This is a genomic window from Phaeovulum sp., assembly GCF_041596715.1.
GTDB lineage: Bacteria > Pseudomonadota > Alphaproteobacteria > Rhodobacterales > Rhodobacteraceae > UBA6213.
Genome location: NZ_JBFHIA010000030.1, coordinates 1 through 17,762 on the forward strand (window position 1 = coordinate 1; position 17,762 = coordinate 17,762).

Consider the following 17,762-nt stretch of genomic DNA (forward strand, 5'->3'; position numbering starts at 1 on the left):
GCGCGACGAACCAGATTGAGCCCGGTCAGCGCAAGCAACACAAGCGTCCAGCGCCGAAAACGCACCGGATCAAGCAGGTCCTGCGCCTTGAACCCGATCCACATGCCTATCATCGCCGGCACCACCATCAGCGCCGAGGCAGGCAGCGTCTGCGCGTTCAACACGCCCGAGGTCATGTGCGACCCCAACAGAACGATCGCGCCAATCAGAAACACCACACCCTGCACCCTGACCGTCTCTTCCTTATTGGCTCTGATCGAGAGCAGATAGACAATCAGCGGCGGCCCCCAGATTCCGGAAATGCCGCCGTAAAGCCCACCAACAACCCCCAACCCAGCTTCGACACGGGTGCGATGCCTTATCGCGATTGCCAGATTGCGCCCGGCCAGTTGCAGCGCCGCAAAAGCGGTGATCGGCGCCCCGAGCAGCCCATACATCCAAGCCTGCGGAATAAAGCGCACGAACTGCGCCGAGATCGGAATGAAGATCATCAGCATCACGATGTGCACCCGATATTTCACCACGGACGCCCAAGCCGCGCGCCAGCCTTGACGGAAAGCCTGCGCGATATTGGTGGTGACGGTCGGCAAGATCAGCAACGCCAAGGCGGCCTCTGCGCTTAGAAACGAGCCGAAGGCAGACATCATGATCATCGGCATCGCAAAACCGACAGCGCCTTTTACGAATCCCGCGAATAAAGTAATGCCCAGCGCCAATCCATAGGCCCATGGTTCAAAGCCGAACATCCCAAAACTCCCGCATTTTTTCCCGCTATAACGCGCGCAGCGCGGCAGTGCAGCCAGAATCGACGGCGACAGATTGCTTCGCTTTGCGCGCTTGGGGTGAATTATTATTGCGCTGCGCTAGCGAAGATCCTAAGCACGATGCACCCGCAGCATCAGGAGCCCACACCATGCCCAAAGCCCCCCACCTGCCCGACGCGCTTTCGCTTGCAGCGGCGGCGTTGCCCGAGATTTCGGCATTGGTGGCTGCGGCGACGGGCGCGGTAAAGGCAAAGGTTGCTGACGGCGGCAAGATCACCGCCCGTATGCTTGATGCCGAACAATCGGCGGTGCACGGGCTCGCGTGGCTGGCGACTTACGGCCAAGCGCTGACGCAACTGCACGCTTGGGCCGAACGGCTAGAGGCCGAAGGCAAGTTCGGCGAGATTGAGCAATTGATCCTGCAAATCGGCTTTGGCGAATATCTCGCGCAGATCGCAGGCGGCATTCCTATGAGCCAGAACGAGGTGGCGCGCTTGGCCGAGCTTGGCCAAACTTGGGCGCCCGGCCCTGCCGCCGCCCGGCTGATTGCCGAAGCCAACAGCCCCGCCGCCCGCGCCCGCCTTGTGGCGCTGATGCAAGACAATCAAGGCCGCGCCACCTTCGGCGCTTCTGGGCTTGACGACGAGTTGGAAATGATCCGCGATCAGTTCCGCCGCTACGCGGATGACCGCGTGGTGCCCAATGCCCACGGCTGGCACCTGCGTGACGAGTTGATCCCGATGGAGATCATCTCCGAACTGGCCGAAATGGGCGTGTTCGGGCTAACCATCCCCGAAGAGTTTGGCGGCCTCGGGCTTTCCAAAGCATCTATGGTGGTGGTGTCAGAAGAGCTTTCACGCGGCTATATCGGTGTGGGCTCGCTTGGCACGCGCTCGGAAATCGCGGCCGAACTCATCCTCTGCGGCGGCACCGAGGCGCAAAAGGCAAAGTGGTTGCCCGCGCTCGCCTCGGGTGAAATCTTGCCGACTGCGGTCTTCACCGAACCGAATACCGGTTCAGACCTTGGCGCGCTGCGCACTCGCGCGGTGCAGGCGGGCGACGACTGGGAAGTGACCGGTAACAAGACATGGATCACCCACGCCGCGCGCACCCATGTGATGACTCTGCTGGCCCGTACCGACCCCACCAGCACCGATTGGCGCGGGCTAAGCATGTTTCTAGCCGAAAAGACCCCCGGCACCGCCGAAGATCCGTTTCCGACCCCCGGCATGACCGGCGGCGAGATCGAGGTGCTCGGCTACCGCGGCATGAAAGAATACGAGCTGGGCTTTGACGGCTTCAAGGTGAAGGGCGAGAACCTGTTGGGCGGGGTGCCGGGGCAAGGCTTCAAACAGCTGATGCAAACCTTCGAAAGCGCGCGCATCCAGACCGCCGCCCGCGCCATTGGCGTGGCGCAATCCGCGGTGGAGATTGGCATGAAATACGCGCAAGACCGCAAACAGTTCGGCCAGTCGCTAATAGCCTTCCCTCGGGTAGGCAACAAACTTGCGATGATGGTGGTCGAAATCATGATCGCGCGGCAGCTGACCTATTTCGCCGCTTGGGAAAAAGATCACGGCCAGCGCTGCGACCTGGAAGCGGGGATGGCCAAATTGCTAGGCGCCCGCGTCGCTTGGGCCTCAGCCGACAACGCGCTGCAAATCCACGGCGGCAACGGTTTCGCGCTGGAATATCAGATCAGTCGGATTCTTTGCGACGCGCGCATCCTCAATATCTTCGAGGGCGCCGCCGAGATTCAGGCTCAGGTCATCGCGCGGCGTCTGATGGAGTAAAGCGTGCAAGCGCCGCTACTAGCCGTGCACGTGCCTCAGGCAGCGCCCGCCCGCCAAGATCGCGCGCCAGCCGGTGTTCAAGAAAATGCCCGGTGGTGGCCAGACCCTGCACCAACTCCGCAGCACTCGCCCCACCTTGCCCCAGAAGGCAGGCGGGCAAGGGCAACAGGCGCGCCTCCCATTCTCCCGCCCCGGCCCGGCTGACCGCGCGCCCGCTTTTGGGGCTGACAAAGACGAGGTTCTCGCGCTCTCCGGTCACCGCGCAACGAGTAAGGTCGAGCCCGTAGCCCAGATCTTCCAGTAGCCGCAGTTCCCATCGCAGATAGGCCAGCGGCCAGTCGGGCGCTTGTTGCGCCAGCGCATCAAGCAGCGCCTCGCTGGATAGGTAGATCGCGCGATGCGGCTCTCGCTCGGGCAGCGCAAAAAGCAAAAGCGCCGCAACCGCGCCGAGGCCCAATAGCGCCAACCTGTCGCCCAGCACCCCGGCGCGGCTTTGCAGCGGCTCGACAGTGTAGACACCAAGATGGTCTTCCAGCCGCGCCCGCCAAGCCACCGCCACCCGGCTGCCCGGTTGCAAGGTAGCGGCAAGTTTGCGCGACGCGCCGCCGCGCACCACCCCCGCGTGGCGGCCATGCCCGGCGGTAAAGACCTCGATGATCGCCGAGGTTTCACCATGCGGGCGAAGCGAGAGGATGCTGCCTTCGTCTTGCCAGTCCATACCCATCCTGCTGCTTCAGTCCAAATATCCCCGCCGGAGGCGCCTTCCGCAGGAAGCCGGTGGCTTTGCGCCCCCGGACCCCCGCAGGATATTTCGCTGAAGCAGTTGCGGCTAGCTAGAAAGCCCTTCTTCATCGAGCAATGTGCGCCCCTCGCGGGATTCGATCTCGATCACCCACAAATCCGGGTCGTAGCGGCGCTGGCGCGCGATGGCGGCATCTACCTCAGGTTCGGGGCCATCGGCAAGCTGTGTCCACAGGCGCGCGCCGCTGGCAAGGTCGTAGCCGCGCTGAAACGCACGCGCGCGACCGTCAAGCGTGGCGCATTTGATCAGCACGGCACCCGCGGTCGCATCGCCCCTATGGGTGATATAGGCGGGGATATTGGCAAGCGTCAGCCGCGCGAGATAGGCGCGGACCCAGAAATCGGCGCTGAGACGGGGCTCAGTTGCCATCCTTGAAGTCCAGCCCGATCTCGCTGTAGCGCGCGGGCTCCTCCAGCCAATTCGGGCGCACCTTCACTTGCAGGAACAGATGCACCGTGCGGCCGAGGAACTCGCCAATATCGGCGCGCGCAGCTTGGCTGACGCTTTTGATCGTTTCACCGCCGTGGCCGAGCAAGATGCCCTTGTGGCCATCGCGCGCCACATAGATCACCTGATCGATGCGGGTCGAACCATCAGCGCGGTCTTCCCAGTTTTCGGTTTCCACGGTCAATTGGTAGGGCAGTTCTTCATGAAGCCGAAGGGTCAGCTTTTCGCGGGTGATTTCGGCAGCGATCTGGCGCATCGGCACGTCGGCGATCTGATCTTCCGGGTAATACCAAGGCGCCTCGGGCAGTTCTGCGGCAAGCCATGCGCGCAGATCAGCCACGCCGTAACCCTTTTCTGCCGAAATCATGAAGGTCTTGGCGAAGGGGTAGGCTGTGTTCATTTCTTCGGTCAGCGCAAGCAAGCTTTCGGCTTTGACCTTGTCGATCTTGTTGATCGCCAGCGCCACCTTGCGCTCTCCCATCCGTTCGCGCAGCGTTTCCAGAACCGACTTCACACCCTCGGTAAGGCCGCGATGCGCCTCGATAAGCAGCAGCACGAGGTCAGCATCGGCCGCCCCGCCCCAAGCGGCGGCCACCATGGCGCGGTCGAGCCTGCGGCGCGGGCGAAAAAGGCCGGGGGTGTCAACGAAGACGATCTGCGCCTGACCCTCCATGCAGATGCCGCGGATGCGGGCGCGTGTGGTCTGCACCTTATGTGTCACGATCGCGACCTTGGCCCCAACCATCTGGTTGAGCAGGGTCGATTTTCCGGCATTGGGCTCGCCGATCAGGGCAACGAAACCAGCGCGTTTGGGTTCAGTCATCGCTTTTCTCCATCCGCGTCAGCAGAGCTTTTGCCGCTGCCTGTTCTGCTTGCCGTTTCGCCCCGGCTTTCGCGCGCTCGACCTGCCCCGAGGCAAGACGCGCCTCGATAGTAAAAATCGGCGCGTGGTCAGGGCCGTCTCGGCCACATTCGACGTATTCTGGCGGCGGCAGGCCGCGCGCCTGCGCCCATTCCTGAAGGCTCGTCTTGGCATCGCGCGCGTCTTCGGCCACTTCGCCCACCCGCGCACCCCAGAGGCGGCGCACCAAGGTGCGCGCAGCTTCGTGGCCCGCATCAAGATAGACCGCGGCGATCACCGCCTCCATCGCATCTCCTAGCACCGCTTCCTTGCGACGCCCGCCCGACATCATCTCGCTGCGACCAAGCCGCAGCACATCGCCCAGCCCGATCTGGCGCGCAACATCAGCGCAGGCCTCTTTACGCACAAGCGCGTTGAAGCGTGGCGCAAGCTGGCCCTCCGTGGCGGTAGTGTCGGCCTCTAGCAGCGTTTCGGCAAGCACCAGACCCAGCACCCGGTCGCCCAGAAACTCCAATCTCTGGTTGTCCAGCTTGGCGGGGCTGGCAATCGAGGCATGGGTCAGCGCGCGCACCAGTAGCGCAGGGTCGGCGAAACGATGGCCGAGCCTGTCTTGAAACGCAACGATTTCAGCCGAAAGCTTCACTCGATCGCCTTGAAGAAGCGGTCGCTGCGCCAGGTCCAGAAGTAGAAAAGCGAGCGGCCAGCAGAAGAGAACATGATGCGATCCGCGCGACCGATCAGATATTCGGCAGGAACCATGCCAAGCCCACCTGCCGAAGCGGGAAAGCGGCTGTCACCCGAATTGTCGCGGTTGTCGCCCATAAAGAAGTAGTTGCCCTCTGGCACCGTGTAGAGCGCGGTATTGTCGCCCGCAGCACTTTCCGAAATATTTAGCACGGGGTGGCTGGCACCACCCGGCAAGGTTTCGATGCTGCGCGGTTTTTCACAGATCGCGCCGCGACCCACCGGGTCGTTGGCGCAAAGCGGAACCAGACCTTGCGGTCCCTGTTGTTCCTTGATCTCGGTGAATATGCCCGCAGGCTCGCTCTGCACCGCGTCACCGTTGATGTAGAGAACGCCCGATTTCATCTGCACCGTGTCGCCCGGCAGGCCGATCACGCGCTTGATCAGGTCGTCGCCATGGGTTGGGTGCCGGAACACAACTACGTCGCCGCGCTCGGGTTCGGATGAGAAGATGCGGCCCGAAAACGGGCACATCGCGAATGGGCAGGAATAGCGCGAGTAGCCGTAAGCCATTTTGTTGACGAACAGAAAGTCGCCAATCAACAGCGTATCCTTCATGCTTCCCGAGGGAATCCAGAAGGGCTGAAAGAACACGGTGCGGAACACCCCCGCGATCAGCAGTGCATAGACCACCGTCTTGATCGTTTCGACTATGCCTTCGGAGGCCGTGGATGACATCTGCGCCTGCTCCTGCTTCATAAATCCCGCACCTCTTGCGCTGCGTGGGTCGCCAAGTCAAGCAAGCGCACGCGCCTCGATCACCACGAAAGCCTGCGCCCACGGGTGGTCATCGGTCAGCGTCACATGCACGATTGCCTCATGCCCGGCCGGTGTCATTGCGGCAAGCCTTTCGGCGGCCCAGCCGGTCAGTTGCATCACCGGCTGGCCCGTGTGCAGATTGCGCACCGCCATGTCACGCCACGAAATGCCCATCCGCAGCCCGGTGCCAAGCGCCTTGGAGCACGCCTCTTTGGCGGCCCAACGTTTGGCATAGGTGCCCGCCACATCGCGGCGCGTCTCGGCCTTGTGTTGCTCTAGCTCGGTGAATACCCGGTCGCGGAAACGGTCGCCGTGACGTTCCAGCACGCCCGCGATGCGCTCGATATTGCACAGGTCGGTGCCGACGCCGAGGATCATGCCCGTGCCGCGTCCATCAGGCGGCGCATCTGCGCGATGGCAGGCGCAAGGCCAACAAACACCGCCTCGCCTATCAGGAAATGCCCGATGTTGAGTTCGCGCAGCTCGGGTATCGCGGCAACCGCGGCCACGGTTTCATAGTTCAGCCCGTGGCCTGCGTGCACCTCTAGCCCCTGTCCGTGCGCCAACCGCGCGCCCTGCCGCAGCGCCTCAAGCTCGACGTCCCGCTCGGCAAAGCGGCCTTCGGCATGCAGGTCACAATAGGCGCCTGTGTGCAGTTCCACCACCGCAGCGCCACTGCGCGCGGCGGCGGCAATTTGCGCCGGGGCGTGGCCGATAAACAACGAAACGCGGATGCCTGCGGCCTTCAGTGGCACGATGAACTCGGTCAGCCGCGCCTCATCGCCCGCCACGTCAAGCCCGCCTTCGGTGGTGCGTTCCTCGCGCCGTTCGGGCACGAGGCAAACGGCATGCGGGCGATGCGCCAGAACGATGTCCTGCATTTCCTGTGTCGCGGCCATTTCAAAGTTCAGCGGGCGCGAAAGATGCGCCATCAGTTCAGCGATATCAGCGTCACGAATGTGGCGGCGGTCTTCGCGCAGATGCGCGGTAATACCGTCGGCACCCGCTGCCTCGGCCAGCAAGGCCGCGCGCAGTGGTTCAGGGTAGGCCGAGCCGCGCGCATTGCGCAGCGTGGCCACATGATCGATGTTGACGCCAAGGCGAAGACGAGGAAGGGCGGACATGGTAAGGCCTTTTCGATTTCAGGCAGGTTAGCGTAGCAAAGCGGCAGTTTAAATGGGCTGTTACTTGCGATCCTTGCGCTCGTCGTTGAGTTGCGCAAGCCGGGTCTTCAATGCGTCGAGCCGTTCCTTTATGCGCAGGCGGCGGCGGTGCTGATAGGCAGAAACCACCGGCAATGTCAGATAATATGCCGTAACACCTGCCACGACGCCAAGCACCGTGCCGCCCACAAGATAGGGCAGAAAGATCGCGTCGAAAAACACGATCAATGCATCCCAGTGCGGAGGTTCGCCGGTAAAGATCGCGACGACGTTGTGCCACAAATTGCGCGAGGCATTGCCGAAGGCGCGCCAGAAAGAGGTATGGATCGTTCCTTCAAAGTGCCGCCCCAGCATCGCGTGCCCCAGCCGCATGCTGAAAAGCGCGATGAAAGGATAGCTGATCGGGTTGCCCAGAAACGTCGCTGCCAGCGCCGCAATCACATTGGCGCGCATCAGCCACGCAATCGCCGCCGCGCCCAGCATATGCAGGCCGAAAATCGGTGAAAACGAAATAAAGGTCCCCGCCGCGACACCGCGCGCAATGCGGTGCGGCTGATCAGGCAGACGGCCAAGCCTGTGGCGCAGGTAATGGAACGTGCGTTTCCAACCGCCCCGCGGCCAGACCCAACTGAACGCGGTCTGCCAGAAGCTTCGGCGGTCGCGCCGCTTGAACACTGCTTGCCGCCTTTCTGCTAATCGCCCGATCAGGGCTTGCTTGCCATATCCCGGTGTCGTTCGATCTGCGCCACGTCGCTTTCGGCCTCGAGCGCGGTCAGTAATGTGTGCAGATGTTCCACATCGCGCAACTCGACTTCGATGATGAGCGAAAAGAAATCAGGCTTACGATCTATGAACTGCAAATCGGCAATATTCGCCTTCTGGCTGCCGATCAACGAACAGATATGCCCAAGCACACCCGCGCCATTGGCGATCGTCATGGCAAGGCGCACGGTATAGACCGGCGCGTGCCGCCCGTCCTGCCATTGCAGATCGACCCAGCGGTCGGGCTGATCTTCCAGTTCCGCCAGCGCCGGGCAGTCGATGGTATGAATCACCACACCCAGACCACGGTAGGTGATGCCGACGATCCGTTCGCCCGGCAGCGGCTGGCAGCACCCGGCACGGCGAAAGGTCTGGTCTGCGCCAAGGCCCACCACCGGGCGACGGGCATCGACTTCTTCGGCAGGCTGCGAGGCCAGTTCGGGATAGATGGCGGTAATAACCTCGCGCGCAGTCAACTCGGCGCTGCCAAGCCGGGCGAGCAATTCGTCAGCATCCGGCAAGCCCAGTGTTTTCGCTGCAGTCCGCAGCGCCTTGTCGGAAACCTTGCGCCCGACATGTTCGAACGCCACGCGGGCCAGCTCTGCCCCCAGTTTGACAAAACGCGACCGGTCAGCCTCGCGCAAGCTGCGCCGGATCGCCCCCTTGGCGCGGCCCGTCACAACGATATCTAGCCAAGTCGCCTGCGGGCGTTGGCCCTCGGCGATGATGATTTCGACCGACTGACCGTTTTTCAGGCGCGACCAAAGCGGCACCCGGATGCCATCGACCTTGGCACCGACGCACGAGTTGCCGATGCGGGTGTGAATGGCATAGGCGTAATCGATTGGCGTGGCGCCTTTGGGCAGCTTTACCACGTCGCCCTTGGGGGTGAAGCAAAACACCTGATCGGTGTACATCTCAAGCTTCACGTTCTCGAGGAACTCGTCGTGATCGCCCTCATCGAAGCCTTCGGTCAGCGTGCTGATCCACTTGGCCGGGTCCACGGCAAAGGGGTTCTGCGCCAGAACACCGTCACGATATGACCAGTGCGCGGCGACCCCGGCCTCGGCAACCTCGTGCATCTGACGGGTGCGGATCTGCACCTCGACGCGCTTGCCGTCGCGGCCCGAAACGGTGGTGTGAATGCTGCGGTAACCATTCGATTTCGGCTGGCTGATGTAGTCTTTGAACCGCTCGGGCACCGCGCGCCAGCGTTGGTGGATCAGCCCCAGAACCGCGTAGCAGTCAGCTTCGGATCGGGTGATGACGCGAAAACCATAGATGTCGGAAAGCCGCGAAAAGGTCAGCTGCTTTTCCTGCATCTTGCGCCAGATTGAATAGGGGCGCTTGGCGCGGCCAAAAACATCGGCTTCGATCTGCGCCTTTTCCAGCTCTAACCGGATATCGGCGGTGATGCGCGGGATCACATCGCCGGTTTCCTTCTGCAAGGTGATGAAGCGGCGGATGATCGACTTGCGTGCTTCGGGGTTCAGCACCTTGAAGGCGAGGTCTTCCAGTTCCTCGCGCATCCACTGCATACCCATGCGTCCGGCAAGCGGCGCATAGATCTCCATCGTCTCGCGCGCCTTCTGCGCCTGCTTTTCGGGCCTCATGCTGCGGATGGTGCGCATGTTGTGCAACCGGTCTGCAAGCTTCACGAGTATGACCCGCAGGTCTTTCGACATCGCCATGAACAGCTTGCGAAAGTTTTCTGCCTGCCGGGTTTCGGATGACGAAAGTTGCAGATTGGTCAGCTTGGTGACGCCATCGACCAGTTCGGCGATCTCGGGGCCGAACAGCTTTGCAACTTCCGAATAGGTCGAGCGCGTGTCCTCGATCGTGTCGTGCAAAAGCGCGGTGATGATCGTGTCGTCGTCAAGCCGCTGCTCGGTAAGAATAGCGGCTACGGCAACGGGGTGCGTGAAATAGGGCTCGCCCGAGTGGCGAAACTGGCCCTCGTGCATGCGCAAGCCATAATCGTAGGCGGTGCGGATAAGCTCGGCGTTTGTGCGCGGGTTATAGTTGCGGACCAGCGCGATCAGGTCTTCGACATCGATCATGACGGCCCGCTGTTCCCTCGCGTCAGTCGCGCCCCTGAGCGTCCATCAGTGCCCGCAGCATCCGCGCCTCGTCCATCTCGTCATCTTGCGGGCGGTCATTTTCGCCCGACATGGCAATGGACATTCGGTCTTCTTCAGGCTCGTCCACCTCGATCTGGGTTTGGTTCGATGCGATCAGCCGCTCGTTCAGCGTATCGGCCGCCTGAGTTTCCTCGGCGATTTCGCGCAGCGCGACGACAGGGTTCTTGTCGTTGTCGCGCTCGATCGTGAGCGGCGCACCGGATTGGATTTCGCGGGCGCGATGCGCAGCAAGCATGACCAGTTCGAACCGGTTCGGAACCTTGTCAACGCAGTCTTCAACCGTCACGCGGGCCATCGGCAACTCCATTGTCGAACGGGGGGAGGTGGAGCGTCTATTTACGGGGTCAAGGCAGTAATGACAAGCGGTGATTCCCCCCCGACTCGCCCGGAAAGCGGGTGAATCGCGGCTTTTTCAGCCTCTGGAAGCGCCGCGACAAGCTCTTTCACCGTCTTGCCGAGGCTTGGGTGGTGCCATTGCGGCGCGATTTCGGCAAGCGGAATCAGTACAAAAGCGCGCTCGGCCATGCGCGGATGCGGTAGAATCAGCGTTTGTGGTGTGCGGATCAGTTGCTCGTCAGGTGTCAGCGCGCGCCAAGCTGCCTCAGTCTCGGCATCGGGCAAAATGGTTTGCCCGACAGCCAGCAAATCCAGATCAAGCCCGCGCGCCGCCCAGCGCGCCCCGCGCACACGCCCGAAAGCCGCCTCGACCGAATGCAACCCGGCCAGAACATCCAGCGGCGACCGATTCGCATGTAACCTAGCGCAGGCGTTCACATAATTCGGCCCTGATCCGGGCGGATGCGCGGGCGTTGCGTAAAAGCGCGACACCGCCGCAATCTCAAACCCCTGTGCAGCAAGGCTTTGCAGCGCGGCAATCAGCGTTGCGGCAACATCGCCCGAAGGCCCGGCAAGATTCCCGCCAAGCGCCAAAAAAATTTCTGGACTGTCTTTTCCGACATATATCAATTCACACCACTTTTCCGTTATCAAGGCGATACGGACTTCGGTCGGGTCTGTTTTTCCAGTAAGATGTTTGCCCTCAACTTTGTTGCCCGGTCAATTTGGAAAAGGACATATATATGTTTTACAAAGACGAGCGACTAGCGTTGTTTATTGACGGCTCGAACCTGTACGCGGCAGCCAAAGCCCTAGGATTCGATATCGACTACAAACTGCTTCGGCAAGAGTTCGAGCGGCGCGGCAAGCTTTTGCGCGCCTTCTACTACACAGCGCTATTGGAAAACGAGGAATACTCGCCGATCCGACCGCTGGTGGATTGGCTCAACTATAACGGCTACGCGATGGTGACGAAGCCCGCGAAGGAATACACCGACAGCCTCGGTCGGCGGAAGGTCAAGGGCAACATGGACATCGAGCTTGCGGTCGATGCGATGGAGCTGGCACCGCGACTGGATCATGCCGTGTTGTTTTCGGGCGACGGCGATTTTCGCCCGCTTGTGGAAAGCCTGCAACGGCAGGGGGTTCGGGTCTCGGTCGTTTCGACGATTCGCAGCCAGCCACCCATGATCGCAGACGAACTGCGACGGCAGGCAGACAATTTCATCGAACTTGATGCGCTGCGCGATGTCATCGGGCGGCCACCGCGCGAGCCTAGGGCCGAGCGCGACGAGGATTTGCCGCCAGAAGCCTGATCTACCGGGCTTGCTCGACGGCGGCGCTTGCGCCGCGATCGGGCTTGCAGCATGTGAGGCGTCATGCAGGACGCCCTTACCCTGATCGGATTGTTCTTTTCGGCGATGCTGGCGGCATCGCCAATTCCGCTGCAATCCGAGGTGGTCTTTGTCACCGCGCAAATCGCAACGGCGATCGATCCTTGGCTGCTGGTGTTGGTCGCGGGCATTGGCAACACGCTCGGGTCATTCATCACCTACGGGCTTGGGCGCGGCGCGCGGCATTGGCAGGGGCGACGCTGGTTTCCTGCCACGCCCGCACAGATGGCGCGCGCCGAGACGTGGTTTCGGCGCTGGGGCGTATGGGTGCTTTTGCTGTCATGGGCACCGGGGGGCGATCTGGCAACGCTGGTAGCAGGCGTGCTGCGCACACCGCTCTGGATTTTCACGATTCTGGTGGGTTGCGCCAAGTTCGGGCGCTACGCCGCGCTGGCATGGCTTACCGCGCGTGCGATGGGTCTGCCCGCTTAGGGCTGGACCTGCGGGCCGCCGCACCTTACCTGTGGGCCAAATGCCAAAGACCGGACCGAGATGACCAAGCCGCCGCTGACCCTTTACCTCGCCGCGCCGCGCGGCTTTTGCGCGGGCGTAGACCGCGCCGTGAAAATCGTCGAGATGGCGCTGCTGAAATGGGGCGCGCCCGTCTATGTGCGCCACGAAATCGTGCACAACCGCTTTGTGGTCGAAGGCTTGCGCGCCAAGGGCGCGGTCTTTGTCGAAGAACTCGATGAATGCCCCGATGACCGCCCGGTGATCTTTTCCGCGCATGGCGTTCCGAAATCCGTGCCCGCAGCCGCGGCTGCGCGTGGCATGGTCTTTGTCGATGCCACCTGCCCGCTGGTCTCGAAGGTGCATGCCGAGGCCGCGCGCCACCACGAGGAAGGCTTGCAGATGGTGATGATCGGGCACGCGGGCCACCCCGAAGTGCTGGGCACCATGGGCCAGTTGCCGCCCGGCGAGGTGCTGCTGGTCGAAACTGTCGAAGATGTAGCCAAACTGGCCCCGCGCGACCCCGCGCAACTGGCCTATATCACCCAGACCACGCTTTCGGTGGATGATACCGCAGCGGTTATTGCAGCGCTTCAGTCGCGGTTTCCCACCATCGTCGGCCCCGCGAAAGAAGATATCTGCTACGCCACGACCAACCGGCAGGCCGCAGTGCGCGAGATCGCACCAAAGATCGAAGCACTGCTAGTGATCGGCGCGCCTAATTCGTCAAACTCGCGCCGTTTGGTCGAGGTGGGCCGCGCCGCAGGCTGCGGCTATGCGCAACTGGTGCAATCGGCTTCCGATATCGACTGGCGCGCCTTGGGGGCACCAACGGCCGTCGGCGTGACCGCCGGTGCCAGCGCACCAGAGGTGCTGGTCGATCAGGTCATCAACGCCTTCCGCGACCGTTTCAGCGTGAAGCTGGAATTGGTGGAAACCGCGCGCGAAGATGTGGAGTTCAAGGTGCCGCGGGTGCTGCGCAGTTGAAACTTGGGGATCTCTTCCCTTAACGCTACCGAAATACTGGACCGGAACAACATGGCTGACCTTCACGCATGGACCGATGGCGCCTGTAGCGGCAATCCGGGGCCGGGGGGCTGGGGCGTGCTGATGCGCGCGCTCGAAGGCGGCAAGGTGGTAAAGGCGCGCGAGCTTTCGGGCGGCGAGGCAATGACCACCAACAACCGCATGGAACTGATGGCGGCGATTGCAGCGCTCGAGGCGCTGTCGCGCGACAGCGAAATCACAATCACCACCGACTCGGCCTATGTGAAGAACGGCATCACAACATGGATGGCGGGCTGGAAGCGCAACGGCTGGAAAACTGCTGATCGCAAGCCGGTGAAAAACGTCGATCTCTGGCAGCGCCTCGACTCCGCGCAAGCGCGCCACAAAGTGGTGTGGAAGTGGATCAAGGGCCACGCCGGACACGCCGAGAACGAGCGGGCGGATGAATTGGCGCGGGCGGGCATGGCACCGCACAAGGGGGGCGCAAAATGACACCGCTAGAGGTGCTCGAATACGCCTCGGTCGCGGTCTTTGCGCTGACCGGGGCATTGGTGGCAAGCCGGTCGCAACTGGACCTTGTGGGATTCATCTTCATCGCCTGCCTGACTGCGGTGGGGGGTGGCACGCTGCGCGATCTGCTGCTTGGCCGCGACCCTGTGTTCTGGGTCGGCCGCCCCGGATTCATCGTGGTCGCGGCACTTGCGGCACTGGTTGTATTCTTTTCCGCGCACCTGCTGGAAAGCCGCTATCGCGCGCTGCTATGGCTTGACGCCTGCGCCTTGGCGGTCGCGGTGCCGGTGGGGGTGGGGGTTACGATCGGCATGGGCTACGGCCCGGTAACGGTTCTGGTCATGGGTGTTGCCACCGGCTCTTTTGGTGGCCTGATGCGCGATGTGGTCTGCAACGAGGTGCCGCTGCTGCTGCGCCAGGGCGAGCTTTACCTGACCGCCGCCTTCTGCGGGGCGGGGGCGGCGCTTGCCGCGGGCGCGCTTGGCTGGCCCGGCCTGCCTGCGCTGCTTGCCTGCGCAGCGGTAACCTTTGGCCTTCGCGCAGGCAGCCTTGCCTTTGGCTGGGCGCTACCGGTTTACAAGGCGCGCCCGCCGCGCCCCGATGCGCCAAAGCGATAGTCGAGCATCACCATACCCAGCGGCAACTGCCGCACCCCGGCAAGATGCGGCTGCACCTCGGGCGGTGTGCCGGGGGTGAATGCGGCAATGCCACCGCCCAGAATATGCGGCACCACGCACAGCTCCAACCGATCCAGCGCGCCAAGTGCGATCAATGCCGATTGCAGCATCGGCCCGCCCAGCACCCAGACATCACCCCCCTTGAGCGCGCGCAGATGCGCGGCAAGCGCCGCCAACCCGCCCGACCAAAGCTCGGCACCGCCCGCTAGCGGCTGCTGCAACGTGCGGCTGACCACCAACGCGCGCTTGCCCGGATAGGGCCAATCGGGCGAAAGCGTCAGCGTCTGCGAATAGGTCCGCCTGCCCATGACCACGGTGCCGATTTCCGCCAGAAACGCACCATACCCCCAATCCGCCGCCTCGAAACGCTGAAGCCAGCCCACGCCGCCTTCCGCATCGGCAACAAAACCGTCCAGAGAAGCCGCCATCATGCCACGTATCATAGCCATTTCAACGCCTCGGCCCGTAAGTTTTCCAAAGCCAGATCAACACCATAGCGCCCAGCACCGCCCCCACGAAACCGGCCATCCAACCGGTGATCGTCAGCAAGACGCGCAACACCACGCCGCCAACCAACGCGCCCAAAATACCAATGCCGATAGTGGCGAATAGGTCGGTCTCAATCCGCATCAGCCGGGTCGCAATCAACCCCGCTGCCGCACCTATGATGATAAGGGCAATGATCGACATGGGGTCCTCCACGCGGAACTTTGACCCGATATGGGGGCAAAGGCAGCGCAGCATCAAGCCCTGCGGGTGTTTCTTCGCGCCTCAGCCCAGCTGCGGCGGCAACACCATGCCTTTCAACACCTCTGCCGCAGGCATGGCGCGCTTGCCCTCTCGCTGCGCCTCAAGCACCTCTAGCGCGCCCGCGCCGCAGGCTACCGTAAAGCCGCTGCCCAACACCTCACCCGGCACCCCTGCCCCGGCCACGGCGCGCGCGCGCAAGACCTTGACCCTTTCGCCCGCTACCTCGCACCACGCACCCGGAAACGGCGAAAGCGCGCGCACCTGCCGCGCGGTCTCGGCCGCAGGCCGCGCCCAGTCGATCCGCGCCTCGGCCTTGTCGATTTTCGTGGCATAGCTGACACCCTCGGCAGGCTGTGGCACCGCCACAAGGTCCCCCAACCGCGCCAAAGCCGCCACGATCAGCCGCGCGCCAAGCGCCGAAAGCCGGTCATGCAGCTCTGCGCTGGTTTCTTCCGCGCCGATCGCCACCGCTTCGCGCAAAAGCACCGGTCCGGTATCAAGCCCTGCCTCCATCTGCATGATGCAGACGCCGGTTTCGGCATCTCCCGCCCAGATCGCGCGCTGTATCGGTGCAGCCCCCCGCCAGCGCGGCAAAAGCGAGGCGTGGATATTCAGGCAACCCAACCGCGGCGCGGCCAGTATGGCAGGCGGCAAGATCAAACCATACGCCACCACCACCGCTACATCAGCACCTAGTGCCGCAAACTCCGCCTGCTCTGGCGCGCCCTTCAGGCTGGCCGGGTGCCGCACCGGCAGGCCCAACGACTCGGCGCGCGCCTGCACGGGCGAGGGGCGCAGCGCCTTGCCCCGGCCGGCGGGGCGCGGCGGCTGGCAGTAAACCGCAACCACCTCGTGCTGCGCTGCCAAGGCATCAAGCACCGGCACCGAAAACCCGGGCGTTCCCATGAACACGATTTTCAAGAAACTGCCTCCCGCTGCACGCCCCCGCTATAGCGAAACGGCGCCGACCCTAGAACCCCTTCCGTCCTGCTTCAGGCAAAATATCCGGGGGGTGAGGCCCGCCTAGGGCCGAGGGGGCACCGCCCCCTGCGCCGCTTGCCACGGTCTATGACTTTGCAAGCTTTGCCGACTTCGCCACCAGCATCTTGCGCCGCAATGGGCTCAGATGATCGACAAACAACTTGCCGTTCAGATGGTCGATCTGGTGCTGCACGCTGGTCGCCCAAAGGCCCACGAAATCGCGGTCTTCCATGCTACCCTCGTCGTTCAGAAACCGCACCGTTACCGCGCGCGGGCGCTCGATCAGCGCCGAGACGCCGGGCAGGTTCGGGCTTGCCTCTTCGTGGCTGCGCATTTGCACCGAGGCATGCAGCACCTCGGGGTTGGCCATGCGCACCGCCTGTCCGCGCCGCTCGGACGCGTCCACCACCGCCAGCCGCAGCGTGATACCGATCTGCGGCGCGGCAAGGCCTACGCCCGGCATCGCCTCCATCGTCTCGATCATGTCGTCCCAGATCATCCGCACGGTTTCGCTGATCGTGTCTACGGGCGTGGCGGATGTGTGCAGGCGGCGGTCGCTATAGGGCAGGAATGGGCGCACCGTCACGCGCCATACTCCGCATCGGCGCGCGCCCGTGCGGCAGGGTCAAGCCGCATCAGGGTTACGATGCCGTCCAGATGGTCGGTTTCGTGCTGCGCGCAGGCGGCCGCGAAATCTTGCAACACGGCTTCATGCGCCTCGCCTTCCAGATCGCGCCAACGCATCCGCACACGCGCGGGGCGCGTTATGTCGGTAAGAATACCGGGAATCGACAGGCAGCCTTCGGCGCGGCAACTGACCTCGTCGCCCAAAGGTTCAATCTCGGGGTTAAGGATCACCTGCGGGTTGGGATTGCCCTCTTTCCACGTCACATCCATCACGAAGATGCGCTGCATCACGCCCACCTGCGGCCCCGCAAGGCCACGGCCAGGGGCGGCATACATGGTTTCAAGCATATCACGCGCCAGTTGCCGCAATGCAGGCGTTACCTCACCCACCGGTTCGCAAACCTGCGCCAGTCGCGGGTCGGGCCAAAGAACAATGGGCAGCACGCTCAAAGCGCTTCTCGCGCAAGCTCGCGCTTCAGCTTTTCCATCTTGCGGGTGATCATCTGGCGCTTCAGCGGGCCAAGATAGTCGAGGAACATCTTGCCGTTCAAATGGTCGAACTCGTGCTGCACGCAGGTTGCCCAAAGCCCGTCGAACTGCTCTTCCACCTGCTTGCCATCAAGCGTCGTCCAGCGCATCCGCACCTCGGCAGGGCGGGTGACTTCGGCAAACTGATCAGGCACCGAAAGGCAGCCTTCCTCGTACGTGTTGGTTGCCTCGGAGACCCAAGTCACCTCGGGGTTGATCAGCACCATCGGTTGCGGGGCGGCGGCATGATCCTTGACGCAGTCC

Annotated in this window: 24 protein-coding genes; 6 read left to right on the plus strand and 18 right to left on the minus strand. The window is 63.0% G+C overall.

Translation table 11 applies throughout. The features are described 5' to 3' along the window. On the minus strand, positions 1-746 hold a 746-nt coding region (locus ABY403_RS03575), incomplete at its 3' end, for a TSUP family transporter (protein WP_372838911.1). Between the two features lie 167 nt (positions 747-913). On the opposite strand from ABY403_RS03575, the gene ABY403_RS03580 reads away from it, so the two are divergent. After that, positions 914-2,557 carry an acyl-CoA dehydrogenase family protein gene (locus ABY403_RS03580; protein WP_372838913.1) on the plus strand — a complete coding sequence of 548 codons (1,644 nt, stop codon included), beginning with the start codon at positions 914-916 and terminating at the stop codon, positions 2,555-2,557. On the opposite strand, the gene recO is transcribed toward ABY403_RS03580, so the two are convergent. The 11 genes from recO to folK form a co-directional block, all read right to left on the minus strand. Beyond that, positions 2,532-3,275 carry a DNA repair protein RecO gene (gene recO / locus ABY403_RS03585; RefSeq protein ID WP_372838915.1) on the minus strand — a complete coding sequence of 248 codons (744 nt, stop codon included), beginning with the start codon at positions 3,273-3,275 and terminating at the stop codon, positions 2,532-2,534. The genes ABY403_RS03580 and recO overlap by 26 nt on opposite strands. Before the next feature lie 111 nt (positions 3,276-3,386). Beyond that, entirely contained in the window at positions 3,387-3,728 is a 342-nt protein-coding gene (locus ABY403_RS03590; protein ID WP_372838917.1) for a DUF1491 family protein, read from the minus strand. Then, positions 3,718-4,629, minus strand: a complete 912-nt coding sequence (gene era / locus ABY403_RS03595; RefSeq protein ID WP_372838920.1) for a GTPase Era — start codon at positions 4,627-4,629, stop codon at positions 3,718-3,720. The genes ABY403_RS03590 and era overlap by 11 nt, the downstream gene beginning before the upstream one ends. Then, complete coding sequence (gene rnc, locus ABY403_RS03600) at positions 4,622-5,311, minus strand: ribonuclease III (RefSeq protein ID WP_372838922.1); 690 nt, start codon at positions 5,309-5,311, stop codon at positions 4,622-4,624. Before rnc ends, era begins: the two co-directional genes overlap by 8 nt. Continuing rightward, the gene (gene lepB / locus ABY403_RS03605) at positions 5,308-6,090 is read right to left on the minus strand and encodes a signal peptidase I (RefSeq protein WP_372838925.1); all 783 of its coding nucleotides are present in this window, start codon (positions 6,088-6,090) and stop codon (positions 5,308-5,310) included. The genes rnc and lepB overlap by 4 nt, the downstream gene beginning before the upstream one ends. 57 nt (positions 6,091-6,147) lie before the next feature. Next, complete coding sequence (gene acpS / locus ABY403_RS03610; RefSeq protein ID WP_372838928.1) at positions 6,148-6,549, minus strand: holo-ACP synthase; 402 nt, start codon at positions 6,547-6,549, stop codon at positions 6,148-6,150. After that, positions 6,546-7,295 carry a pyridoxine 5'-phosphate synthase gene (locus ABY403_RS03615; protein ID WP_372838931.1) on the minus strand — a complete coding sequence of 250 codons (750 nt, stop codon included), beginning with the start codon at positions 7,293-7,295 and terminating at the stop codon, positions 6,546-6,548. Before ABY403_RS03615 ends, acpS begins: the two co-directional genes overlap by 4 nt. A 60-nt stretch (positions 7,296-7,355) precedes the next feature. Continuing rightward, a complete protein-coding gene (locus ABY403_RS03620; protein WP_372838933.1) occupies positions 7,356-8,009 on the minus strand; it encodes a DUF2062 domain-containing protein in 654 nt (217 codons plus the stop codon). Between the two features lie 29 nt (positions 8,010-8,038). Beyond that, the gene (locus tag ABY403_RS03625; protein ID WP_372838936.1) at positions 8,039-10,156 is read right to left on the minus strand and encodes a bifunctional (p)ppGpp synthetase/guanosine-3',5'-bis(diphosphate) 3'-pyrophosphohydrolase; all 2,118 of its coding nucleotides are present in this window, start codon (positions 10,154-10,156) and stop codon (positions 8,039-8,041) included. A gap of 22 nt (positions 10,157-10,178) precedes the next feature. Then, a complete protein-coding gene (gene rpoZ / locus ABY403_RS03630; protein ID WP_372838938.1) occupies positions 10,179-10,532 on the minus strand; it encodes a DNA-directed RNA polymerase subunit omega in 354 nt (117 codons plus the stop codon). 41 nt (positions 10,533-10,573) lie between these two features. Continuing rightward, a complete protein-coding gene (gene folK, locus ABY403_RS03635; RefSeq protein WP_372838941.1) occupies positions 10,574-11,167 on the minus strand; it encodes a 2-amino-4-hydroxy-6-hydroxymethyldihydropteridine diphosphokinase in 594 nt (197 codons plus the stop codon). A gap of 149 nt (positions 11,168-11,316) precedes the next feature. On the opposite strand from folK, the gene ABY403_RS03640 reads away from it, so the two are divergent. The 5 genes from ABY403_RS03640 (at position 11,317) to ABY403_RS03660 (ending at position 14,552) form a co-directional block, all read left to right on the plus strand. Then, the gene (locus tag ABY403_RS03640) at positions 11,317-11,889 is read left to right on the plus strand and encodes an NYN domain-containing protein (protein WP_372838944.1); all 573 of its coding nucleotides are present in this window, start codon (positions 11,317-11,319) and stop codon (positions 11,887-11,889) included. Positions 11,890-11,952: 63 nt separating this feature from the next. Then, positions 11,953-12,399, plus strand: coding sequence for a YqaA family protein (locus ABY403_RS03645; protein WP_372838947.1), 447 nt, complete (start codon positions 11,953-11,955; stop codon positions 12,397-12,399). Between the two features lie 60 nt (positions 12,400-12,459). Continuing rightward, complete coding sequence (gene ispH / locus ABY403_RS03650) at positions 12,460-13,404, plus strand: 4-hydroxy-3-methylbut-2-enyl diphosphate reductase (RefSeq protein WP_372838949.1); 945 nt, start codon at positions 12,460-12,462, stop codon at positions 13,402-13,404. A 51-nt stretch (positions 13,405-13,455) separates the two neighbouring features. After that, positions 13,456-13,917 (plus strand): ribonuclease HI, encoded by a 462-nt coding sequence (gene rnhA / locus ABY403_RS03655; protein ID WP_372838951.1) that lies wholly within the window; start codon positions 13,456-13,458, stop codon positions 13,915-13,917. Beyond that, entirely contained in the window at positions 13,914-14,552 is a 639-nt protein-coding gene (locus ABY403_RS03660) for a trimeric intracellular cation channel family protein (RefSeq protein WP_372838955.1), read from the plus strand. The genes rnhA and ABY403_RS03660 overlap by 4 nt, the downstream gene beginning before the upstream one ends. Here the strand turns inward: ABY403_RS03660 and ABY403_RS03665 are convergent. From ABY403_RS03665 to ABY403_RS03690, 6 genes are all read right to left on the minus strand, one after another. Further along, a complete protein-coding gene (locus ABY403_RS03665) occupies positions 14,510-15,061 on the minus strand; it encodes a dihydrofolate reductase family protein (RefSeq protein ID WP_372838957.1) in 552 nt (183 codons plus the stop codon). The genes ABY403_RS03660 and ABY403_RS03665 overlap by 43 nt on opposite strands. A 1-nt stretch (position 15,062) precedes the next feature. Continuing rightward, positions 15,063-15,302, minus strand: coding sequence for a GlsB/YeaQ/YmgE family stress response membrane protein (locus tag ABY403_RS03670; RefSeq protein WP_372838959.1), 240 nt, complete (start codon positions 15,300-15,302; stop codon positions 15,063-15,065). Between the two features lie 81 nt (positions 15,303-15,383). After that, complete coding sequence (gene fmt, locus ABY403_RS03675; protein ID WP_372838962.1) at positions 15,384-16,283, minus strand: methionyl-tRNA formyltransferase; 900 nt, start codon at positions 16,281-16,283, stop codon at positions 15,384-15,386. A 145-nt stretch (positions 16,284-16,428) separates the two neighbouring features. Then, a complete protein-coding gene (gene def / locus ABY403_RS03680; protein ID WP_372838965.1) occupies positions 16,429-16,929 on the minus strand; it encodes a peptide deformylase in 501 nt (166 codons plus the stop codon). Further along, a complete protein-coding gene (gene def / locus ABY403_RS03685; protein WP_372838968.1) occupies positions 16,926-17,414 on the minus strand; it encodes a peptide deformylase in 489 nt (162 codons plus the stop codon). The genes def (ABY403_RS03680) and def (ABY403_RS03685) overlap by 4 nt, the downstream gene beginning before the upstream one ends. A gap of 2 nt (positions 17,415-17,416) precedes the next feature. Further along, the coding region (locus ABY403_RS03690) for a peptide deformylase (protein ID WP_372838971.1) at positions 17,417-17,762 on the minus strand (346 nt) is incomplete at its 5' end.

Coding starts and splice junctions, on each gene's coding strand:
- acpS (WP_372838928.1), bottom strand. CDS start 6,549: ATGATCCTCGGCGTCGGCACCGACCTGTGCAATATCGAGCGCATCGCG.
- ABY403_RS03660 (WP_372838955.1), top strand. CDS start 13,914: ATGACACCGCTAGAGGTGCTCGAATACGCCTCGGTCGCGGTCTTTGCG.
- ABY403_RS03670 (WP_372838959.1), bottom strand. CDS start 15,302: ATGTCGATCATTGCCCTTATCATCATAGGTGCGGCAGCGGGGTTGATT.
- rpoZ (WP_372838938.1), bottom strand. CDS start 10,532: ATGGCCCGCGTGACGGTTGAAGACTGCGTTGACAAGGTTCCGAACCGG.
- ispH (WP_372838949.1), top strand. CDS start 12,460: ATGACCAAGCCGCCGCTGACCCTTTACCTCGCCGCGCCGCGCGGCTTT.
- ABY403_RS03590 (WP_372838917.1), bottom strand. CDS start 3,728: ATGGCAACTGAGCCCCGTCTCAGCGCCGATTTCTGGGTCCGCGCCTAT.
- era (WP_372838920.1), bottom strand. CDS start 4,629: ATGACTGAACCCAAACGCGCTGGTTTCGTTGCCCTGATCGGCGAGCCC.
- ABY403_RS03580 (WP_372838913.1), top strand. CDS start 914: ATGCCCAAAGCCCCCCACCTGCCCGACGCGCTTTCGCTTGCAGCGGCG.
- recO (WP_372838915.1), bottom strand. CDS start 3,275: ATGGACTGGCAAGACGAAGGCAGCATCCTCTCGCTTCGCCCGCATGGT.
- ABY403_RS03625 (WP_372838936.1), bottom strand. CDS start 10,156: ATGATCGATGTCGAAGACCTGATCGCGCTGGTCCGCAACTATAACCCG.
- rnhA (WP_372838951.1), top strand. CDS start 13,456: ATGGCTGACCTTCACGCATGGACCGATGGCGCCTGTAGCGGCAATCCG.
- ABY403_RS03645 (WP_372838947.1), top strand. CDS start 11,953: ATGCAGGACGCCCTTACCCTGATCGGATTGTTCTTTTCGGCGATGCTG.
- ABY403_RS03615 (WP_372838931.1), bottom strand. CDS start 7,295: ATGTCCGCCCTTCCTCGTCTTCGCCTTGGCGTCAACATCGATCATGTG.
- lepB (WP_372838925.1), bottom strand. CDS start 6,090: ATGTCATCCACGGCCTCCGAAGGCATAGTCGAAACGATCAAGACGGTG.
- ABY403_RS03640 (WP_372838944.1), top strand. CDS start 11,317: ATGTTTTACAAAGACGAGCGACTAGCGTTGTTTATTGACGGCTCGAAC.
- ABY403_RS03665 (WP_372838957.1), bottom strand. CDS start 15,061: ATGGCTATGATACGTGGCATGATGGCGGCTTCTCTGGACGGTTTTGTT.